This window comes from Streptomyces sp. F63 (assembly GCF_018070345.1).
Taxonomy (GTDB): Bacteria; Actinomycetota; Actinomycetes; order Streptomycetales; family Streptomycetaceae; genus Streptomyces.
The window spans coordinates 1-382 of the sequence record NZ_JAGPXX010000082.1; the positions used below are offsets into that span (position 1 = coordinate 1).

The 382-nt window shown below is 70.2% G+C and carries 1 protein-coding gene; it reads left to right on the forward strand.

Translation table 11 applies throughout. The features are described from left to right. Positions 1-341: zinc ribbon domain-containing protein (locus KBZ10_RS28995; RefSeq protein WP_210990720.1), on the forward strand; the 341-nt coding region annotated here is incomplete at its 5' end. Between the last annotated feature and the right edge of the window lie 41 nt (positions 342-382).

A 382-nucleotide genomic window follows, 5' to 3' on the forward strand; every position in this document is an offset into this window, starting at 1 on the left:
AGCAGCCCGGCAGCTTCCTGCCCAACGGTGCTGCCGCGAAGGCCGGACTCAACCGCAGCGTCCTCGACGCGGGTTGGGCGCAGTTCCTCGGAATCCTGGCGAACAAGGCTGAGAGTGCCGGCCGCCTGATGGTTCCGGTGGACGCGCGCAACACTCCCCCTGGCTTCGCCGGGGGTACCCCCACCCGCACGTGCCCCGAGTGCGAGCATGTCGCGAAGGAGAACCGCGTCACCCAGGAAAGGTTCCGGTGCACGGCGTGCGGGTTCGCAGCGAACGCGGACCACGTCGGCGCGACGAACGTCCTCAACAGGGCCGGGCTGGCCCTCTGCGCGACGGCATAGCCACCGACGCAGGAAGCCCGCGCGTTTACGCGTGGGTGGAG